General features: G+C 35.4%; 6 protein-coding genes. All 6 read right to left on the bottom strand.

All coding sequences use genetic code 11. The features are described 5' to 3' along the window. Positions 1-418 precede the first annotated feature (418 nt). Positions 419-3,781, bottom strand: a complete 3,363-nt coding sequence (gene secA / locus Q1A01_RS19860; protein ID WP_299684359.1) for a preprotein translocase subunit SecA — start codon at positions 3,779-3,781, stop codon at positions 419-421. Positions 3,782-3,880: 99 nt separating this feature from the next. Then, positions 3,881-4,102, bottom strand: a complete 222-nt coding sequence (locus tag Q1A01_RS19855; RefSeq protein ID WP_013751528.1) for a DUF2795 domain-containing protein — start codon at positions 4,100-4,102, stop codon at positions 3,881-3,883. Between the two features lie 170 nt (positions 4,103-4,272). Further along, entirely contained in the window at positions 4,273-4,848 is a 576-nt protein-coding gene (locus Q1A01_RS19850) for a cob(I)yrinic acid a,c-diamide adenosyltransferase (RefSeq protein WP_299684356.1), read from the bottom strand. A gap of 198 nt (positions 4,849-5,046) precedes the next feature. Continuing rightward, positions 5,047-5,226, bottom strand: a complete 180-nt coding sequence (locus tag Q1A01_RS19845; RefSeq protein ID WP_299684354.1) for a hypothetical protein — start codon at positions 5,224-5,226, stop codon at positions 5,047-5,049. Between the two features lie 72 nt (positions 5,227-5,298). Next, positions 5,299-6,408 carry a pentapeptide repeat-containing protein gene (locus Q1A01_RS19840; protein ID WP_299684352.1) on the bottom strand — a complete coding sequence of 370 codons (1,110 nt, stop codon included), beginning with the start codon at positions 6,406-6,408 and terminating at the stop codon, positions 5,299-5,301. A 213-nt stretch (positions 6,409-6,621) separates the two neighbouring features. Next, the gene (locus tag Q1A01_RS19835; RefSeq protein WP_299684350.1) at positions 6,622-7,311 is read right to left on the bottom strand and encodes an ABC transporter ATP-binding protein; all 690 of its coding nucleotides are present in this window, start codon (positions 7,309-7,311) and stop codon (positions 6,622-6,624) included. Between the last annotated feature and the right edge of the window lie 82 nt (positions 7,312-7,393).

Genomic DNA, 7,393 nt, shown 5'->3' with positions numbered 1-7,393 from the left:
GTTTAGGAGTTTAGGAGTTTAGGAGTTTAGGAGTTTAGGAGTTTAGGAGTTTAGGAGTTTAGGAGTTTAGGAGTTTAAAAAATTATATAAGATACGAAGAATAAGATTCCCTTTTTCAAGTGAATGAAATAGACTATGTGAGGTGATTGAGTGATTTTCGCGAAAAGCGAAAATAGTATCGAAATTACCAACTGTAAATAGAGTAATACTCTAACGATAGAGCAATACTCTATTTACAGTGCATTATGTTTGTTATTTAAATATTAAAAAGCTCCTTCCCTTGAAGAGGGAAGATAGCTGTATCGAGGTGGCAAGATACAGACGGAAGAGAGAGGAAAGCTCGCTACCTCGAAGTGGAAAATAAAAAAAGAGACTATTAGTACAATAGTCTCTTTAATAACCGGTATTTTTTAAGAAATTACTCTTCTACAAGTACCCATTGCCCTTTTGCAATTAAAGGTTCTGCTTGTTTGTATTTTACTTCTTTATTTTCTCCTGTAATCACATTTTTAATAGTGACACGCTCGTTGCGTCCTATTTTTGGACGTTCACGTACAATAGTTTCTGTTACTTGTTGCTGCTGAGGTTGTGTGTTTCCTGCGGCTCTTGATTGTGCAGAACGCTCATCCATGTTAGGGATCTCTTCTTTAGAGGTTTCTAACTTTTCTTTTGGTCGTCTTACTTTTCCAGCATCTGCAACTTGTTGTTGGTTTCCTTGAGGAATTTCTCCTTTAAATAAGAAAGAGATTACTTCTTTGTTCACTTTATCAATCATTACTTTAAAAAGTTCGAAAGCTTCAAACTTGTAAATTAATAAAGGATCTTTTTGTTCGTGAACTGCTAGCTGAACACTTTGCTTTAGTTCATCCATTTTACGTAAATGCGTTTTCCAGGCATCATCGATAATGGCAAGCGTAATATTTTTTTCAAAGTCAGTAACCAATTGTTTTCCTTCAGACTCATAGGCGTCTTTAAGGTTTGTGATTACGCGTAATTCTTTAGTACCATCTGTAAAAGGAACTACAATACGCTCAAAATTACTTGCAGGATCTTCATATACTCTTTTTATAATAGGAAGTGCAAGATCTGCATTACGTGTCATTTTATCTCTGTAATGATCAAATGCCGAATGGTATACTTTATCTGTAATTTCTTTTGTTGAAAGACTACCAAATTCTGATTGTGATATAGGACTACTCATAGAGAAGTAGCGTATCAATTCAAATTCAAAATTCTTGAAATCTTGTGCTTGTTTATTTGCTTCTACAATTACCTCAGAAGTGTCATAGATCATATTTGCAAGATCTACACGTAAGCGTTCTCCGTGTAATGCATGACGACGGCGTTTGTATACTACCTCACGTTGTGCATTCATCACATCATCATATTCTAGTAATCGCTTACGAACCCCAAAGTTATTTTCTTCTACTTTTTTCTGAGCACGTTCTATAGATTTAGAAATCATACCATGTTGTATCACTTCTCCTTCTTTAAGACCCATACGGTCCATCATTTTGGCAATACGTTCACTTCCAAAAAGACGCATTAGGTTATCTTCTAACGATACATAGAACTGTGAACTTCCAGGATCTCCCTGACGTCCTGAACGACCACGTAACTGTCTATCTACACGACGAGAGTCATGACGCTCTGTACCTATAATAGCAAGTCCTCCGTCATCTTTTACTTTGTCTGAAAGCTTAATGTCAGTACCACGTCCTGCCATGTTTGTTGCGATTGTTACAATACCTGCATTACCTGCTTCGGCAACAATATCTGCTTCTTTTTTGTGAAGCTTTGCATTCAGTACATTATGAGGAACTTTACGTATGGTAAGCATACGGCTTAGTAATTCAGAAATTTCTACAGATGTTGTACCAATAAGTACAGGTCTTCCTGCATTAGAAAGCTGCGTTACTTCTTCTATAACTGCATTGTACTTTTCACGTTTTGTTTTATAAACGAGATCGTCTTTGTCTTTACGGGCAATAGGTCTATTTGTAGGAATCTCAATTACATCTAGTTTATAGATCTCCCAAAGTTCGCCTGCTTCTGTAACCGCAGTACCTGTCATACCAGATAGTTTGCGATACATACGGAAGTAGTTCTGTAGTGTTACGGTAGCAAATGTTTGTGTAGCATCTTCAATTTTTACATTTTCTTTTGCTTCAATTGCTTGGTGAAGGCCATCACTATAACGACGTCCGTCCATGATACGTCCTGTTTGCTCATCGACGATCATTACTTTATTCTCCATAACAACATACTCTGTATCTTTTTCAAAAAGCGTATAGGCTTTTAATAACTGATTCATCGTATGAATACGTTCAGATTTTACACTAAACTCACGGAAGAGTTCTTCTTTCTCTTCTGCTTCTTGTTCTGGCGAAAGTCCTTTTTCTTCTATTTTTGAGATTTCCATTCCCATTTCTGGCATTACAAAGAAGTTTGGATCTTCTGCTCCAGAAAGGTATTCTATTCCGCGGTCAGCAAGTTCGATTTGGTTATTCTTCTCGTCAATAGTGAAGTATAATTCTGCATCGATTTTTGGCATCTCACGGTTATTATCTTGCATGTAGAAGTTTTCTGTCTTTTGCAATAATTGACGAATTCCTTCTTCACTTAGATATTTAATAAGTGCTTTGTTTTTAGGAAGACCACGATATACGCGAAGTAATTGTACGCCTCCTTCTTTAGTGTCTCCTTCTGCAATTAATTTTTTAGCCTCAGCTAATGTGCCTACTAACTGCTGACGTTGTATAGAAACTAATTTCTCTATTTGAGGTTTTAAAGCATCAAATTCATGTACATCTCCTTTTGGTACAGGTCCAGAAATAATAAGCGGTGTACGTGCATCATCTACAAGTACAGAATCAACTTCATCTACAATTGCATAGTTATGAGGACGCTGAACTAAGTCGTCTGGAGAGTGTGACATGTTATCACGTAAGTAGTCAAAACCAAATTCATTATTTGTACCATATGTAATATCTGCGGCATATGCTGCACGACGTTCAGGGCTATTAGGTCTATGATAATCAATACAATCTATTGTTAATCCATGAAACTGGAATATAGGAGCCATCCACGCGCTATCACGTTTGGCTAAGTAATCATTTACAGTTACTAAGTGTACTCCATTACCGGTGAGTGCATTCAAGTATACAGGAAGTGTTGCTACTAATGTTTTACCTTCTCCTGTTTGCATCTCTGCAATTTTACCTTGATGCATTGCGACACCTCCAATAAGCTGTACGTCGTAATGAATCATGTCCCAAGTAACTTCTTTACCAGCAGCATCCCAACTGTTTGCCCAAATAGCTTTATCACCATTAAGGGTAACATAATCTTTGGTGCCACTAAGAAGCCTATCATATTCAGAAGCGGTAACTTCTAGTGATGTATTATGAGTAAAGCGTTTTGCTGTTTCTTTTACAACGGCAAATGCTTCGGGAAGAATTTCATTCAAAGTTGTTTCAGAGACGGTATATGCATCGTCTTTTAAACCATCTATTTGTGAGTAGATTTCTTCTCTGTGATCTATATCGTCTGTTGTCTCTGCTTCTGACTGTAATTTTGAAATACGGTCATTTATATCTTGTAGTGCATCAGCAAGACGTTTTTTGAATTCTATTGTTTTTCCTCGTAACTCATCTATGGAAATATTTTCAAATTCCTTTTCGTAGGATTTTATCTTATCTACAATAGGTGTAATAGCGCCAACGTCTTGTTTAGACTTATCACCTACAAATACTTTTAATACTTTGTCTAATAATCCCATAATATATGGTGTTGTTATGTGTAATTTACAAACATCAAATTTAATCAAAAAAAAAGCCTCTAGGCGAGACTTTTTATAGTGTTTTAACGTAATGTTTTATTAATATTCATCTTCGTTCCAGAGGTAATCTTCATCAGAAGGGTAATCTGGCCAAATCTCTTCGATTGAATCATAAGAGTCACCCTCATCCTCAATTGCTTGTAGATTTTCAACTACTTCTAGGGGTGCTCCAGTTCTTATCGCATAATCGATCAACTCATCTTTTGTTGCCGGCCAAGGTGCATCACTTAAATACGAAGCTAGTTCTAGTGTCCAGTACATATCAAATATGTTTTTAAATTTTGTGCAAAAATAATTTTTCTAAGCAGAAAACCAAGTGAAATGACGATTATTTCAAAATAAATTTAAGAACGTATATATCAGAGCATGTCAGTACGAGTGAAATTCTTACTTGAAAGTACTGTTTTGCTTGACTAATAGCAGGGTATTCTTTATTTTAATTTTTTAGGGATCCATTTGATCTCATCTGCCTGTAAATCGTTGGACAACTTCCGTGCCAGTACAAAAAGGTAGTCAGAAAGTCGGTTAAGATACTTTAAGGTGTGTTCATCAAAGGGTTCTAATTCGTATAATGCTGTTGCTAAGCGTTCTGCTCTACGGCAAACACAGCGAGCTATGTGACAATATGACACAGTAGTATGTCCTCCAGGTAATACAAAATGTGTCATCGGGGGTAAATGATCATTCATTTTATCCATCTCTGTTTCTAAAAGGACAATATCTTCTTCATCTACACGAGGAATGTTCAATCTGTCTTTGCCATTTTTTAATGTCATTTTTTCTGGATCGGTTGCTAATACAGCACCTACTGTAAAAAGTCTATCTTGTATATGTACTAGAATTTCTTTGCTTCTTGGATCAATTTCTTGATCGCGAATAAGGCCTATATGAGAATTTAATTCATCTACAGTTCCGTAACTGTCAATTCTAATATGATGTTTAGGAACACGGGTGCCTCCAAAAAGTGCTGTTGTTCCTTTATCTCCTGTTTTTGTATATATTTTCATTAATACTCGCGAAGGCGAGTATCTTATCTCGCAATCGACTTTTTATAGAAAGGGATACATCGTGTATGCCTTAGATTAATAGTTGTTAATATTATGTGTTTTCCACCTTCGTGGAAAGTTTTTGAATTTTCTTTTTGCGCCGCTAATATTTTTAATTAAAAACACTACGCCAATTAATATGGCTACCCAGAACATATCTTATTCTTCTTTTTCTTTTCTTTTAGCTTCATAATTGTCTCTAAAATTACGTCGTTTGCGATGATATAGTTTGTTTTTATTTCGTTTGTTATTTGCAAAAACGATCATAAATAAAACAGCAAGACCTATAAAAACAACAAATACTTGTGTGGTAGTAGATAATGAGTCAAAGAATTTCATAGTGATATTTTCTATGTGATTAAGGTAATACCCTTATAAAGAATTTGCAAACTTTTAAAAGGTGTATGTGTTTTATTTTTTTATGCGCTCTAAAACAAAATATTCATCATCAAATTCATTTTTACGAGGGCCTTTTATAGTGTATGTATTTGATATAGCATCTGCTCCAATTACATTCCATTCTTTTAAATTCTTAATCCAATTTTCTGATGTTACATGGACATTTTGAAGTGATGTTCCGGTGAGATTGGCATTCTGTATTGTTGTGTTGTCAAGAAAGGCATCGTCTAGAATAGCATTAGTTAAATTTGCATGGTTTAATTGAGCAAATCGTAAATCGGCATGTGTAAGATTGGTATTTCCTAGTTTTGCGTAGGTTAGGTTGGTATTGTTAAGATTTGCATTTTTAAGGTTAGCTTGCCATAAATCTACGCCCTGTAAGTCTGATGACGGCATATCTATGTTTTCTAGCGATACACCAAACATATTGGCATCTTTTAGGTATACATTATTAAAGGAAGCTGTAAATATTTTTTGCATGCTACTTTTACTAATATCGCTATGTATGAGGGCTAGTAAGAATTGTCCTTTTTCAGGACTTAATGGTTTTGTAAGCTTTTCTCCTTCTAAGAATTTGTAGGGCCTAAACCCGTACATTAATGACTTTGTTCTTGCGATAGTAGAGGCTGTTAATCTAGGAGACTCATAAAGCTCTTCATGTATAATGTCTAATACATTATCCATTAGAAATACAAGGTTGTTTCGCCTACTTGCTTCCTCTAGATAAATTTGGTTTTGAATTTTTTTGTTTTGTTCTTCTAGTTTTTCATTTTGTTGAAATAAGATGCTAGTCTGTACAAATAATACAAGCGCAGGGATTACAGCAAATAAAATGGTAAAAAGACCAATACGTGTTATGCGTTTTGCAATACTTGCAGAAAGTTGTGCGACTGATTTTTTAGAAACATTTGGGAGTTCTTCAAAAACAACATTAAAACTATTCTTTAAATCAGCACCAGCCCATATACCAACACCTTTAATAGAGGCTTTTAATATACGAGTATTACTTTCTGTTTGTTTTGATGAAATGGCATCAAGTTTTTGTTTTAAATCCTGATTTTCTTGCCGTAATGCTTTGTTTTCTTTTACTACTTGTTGGATGTTTTCTTCAGAAGGATTCATAACCACTATTTCCTGCTAAAAGTAGTATACTTTTAGAGAATCTGAAAGTGATACCTGAAATTGGAGTAGGGGGTGCTTTAATGATTCACTCTTCTTTCGGTTGTGAATCTCATGAGTTCACTTTAACGTTTCACTCTCCCTTCGGTCATGAATCTCGCTAGCTCGATTTCGCGAAAGCGTGTAAAAAAAACAGCTATAAGCGAGGAAACTATATTACTTCTTATTTCTTACGTCACTTTCAATGACACCGTCACGTAAACGTATCACACGATGCGCATGCTCAGCTATATCTTCTTCGTGTGTAACTAAGATAACGGTATTTCCTGCAGCATGTATCTCATCAAATAATGCCATAATTTCTACAGATGTTTTAGAATCTAGGTTTCCTGTAGGTTCATCGGCTAGAATAATAGAAGGTTTATTTACTAATGCTCTCCCAACAGCCACACGCTGGCGTTGTCCTCCCGAAAGTTGATTGGGTTTATGATCCATACGATCAGCAAGTCCTACATCGGTAAGTACTTCTTCAGCACGTTTACGGCGCTCTGTTTTTGAAGAGCCAGCATATACCATGGGTAAGGCAACGTTATCTAAAGCGGTAGTGCGCGGTAGTAAGTTAAATGTTTGGAAAACAAAACCTATCTCTGTATTACGGACATCTGCAAGTTCATCGTCAGACATACTACTTACATCACGATCATTAAGTACGTATGTTCCAGATGTAGGAGTGTCTAAACATCCTAAAAGATTCATTAAAGTAGATTTTCCAGAACCAGAAGGTCCCATAAAAGCAACATATTCTCCTTTTTCGATATCTAGATCAATACCCTTGAGTACATATACAATTTCACTACCTAATCGAAAATTTCTTCGAATATCTCGAATCTTAATCAAATTACTCATACTATAATTACTGTATTGTTACTTGGGAAATAACAAATGGTTTTGCTATTAGAAGACTAAAGTAAAGTATTGTTACAAGTTT

The sequence above is a fragment of the uncultured Dokdonia sp. genome, assembly GCF_947492815.1.
Taxonomy (GTDB): domain Bacteria; phylum Bacteroidota; class Bacteroidia; order Flavobacteriales; family Flavobacteriaceae; genus Dokdonia.
The sequence above is the reverse complement of the archived record's forward strand: the minus strand, read 5'-3'. Positions and strand labels throughout refer to the sequence as shown.

Excerpts from the sequence above, each read along its gene's own strand:
- Q1A01_RS19845 (WP_299684354.1), bottom strand. The coding sequence starts at position 5,226 with ATGAAATTCTTTGACTCATTATCTACTACCACACAAGTATTTGTTGTT.
- Q1A01_RS19840 (WP_299684352.1), bottom strand. The coding sequence starts at position 6,408 with ATGAATCCTTCTGAAGAAAACATCCAACAAGTAGTAAAAGAAAACAAA.
- secA (WP_299684359.1), bottom strand. The coding sequence starts at position 3,781 with ATGGGATTATTAGACAAAGTATTAAAAGTATTTGTAGGTGATAAGTCT.
- Q1A01_RS19835 (WP_299684350.1), bottom strand. The coding sequence starts at position 7,311 with ATGAGTAATTTGATTAAGATTCGAGATATTCGAAGAAATTTTCGATTA.
- Q1A01_RS19855 (WP_013751528.1), bottom strand. The coding sequence starts at position 4,102 with ATGTACTGGACACTAGAACTAGCTTCGTATTTAAGTGATGCACCTTGG.
- Q1A01_RS19850 (WP_299684356.1), bottom strand. The coding sequence starts at position 4,848 with ATGAAAATATATACAAAAACAGGAGATAAAGGAACAACAGCACTTTTT.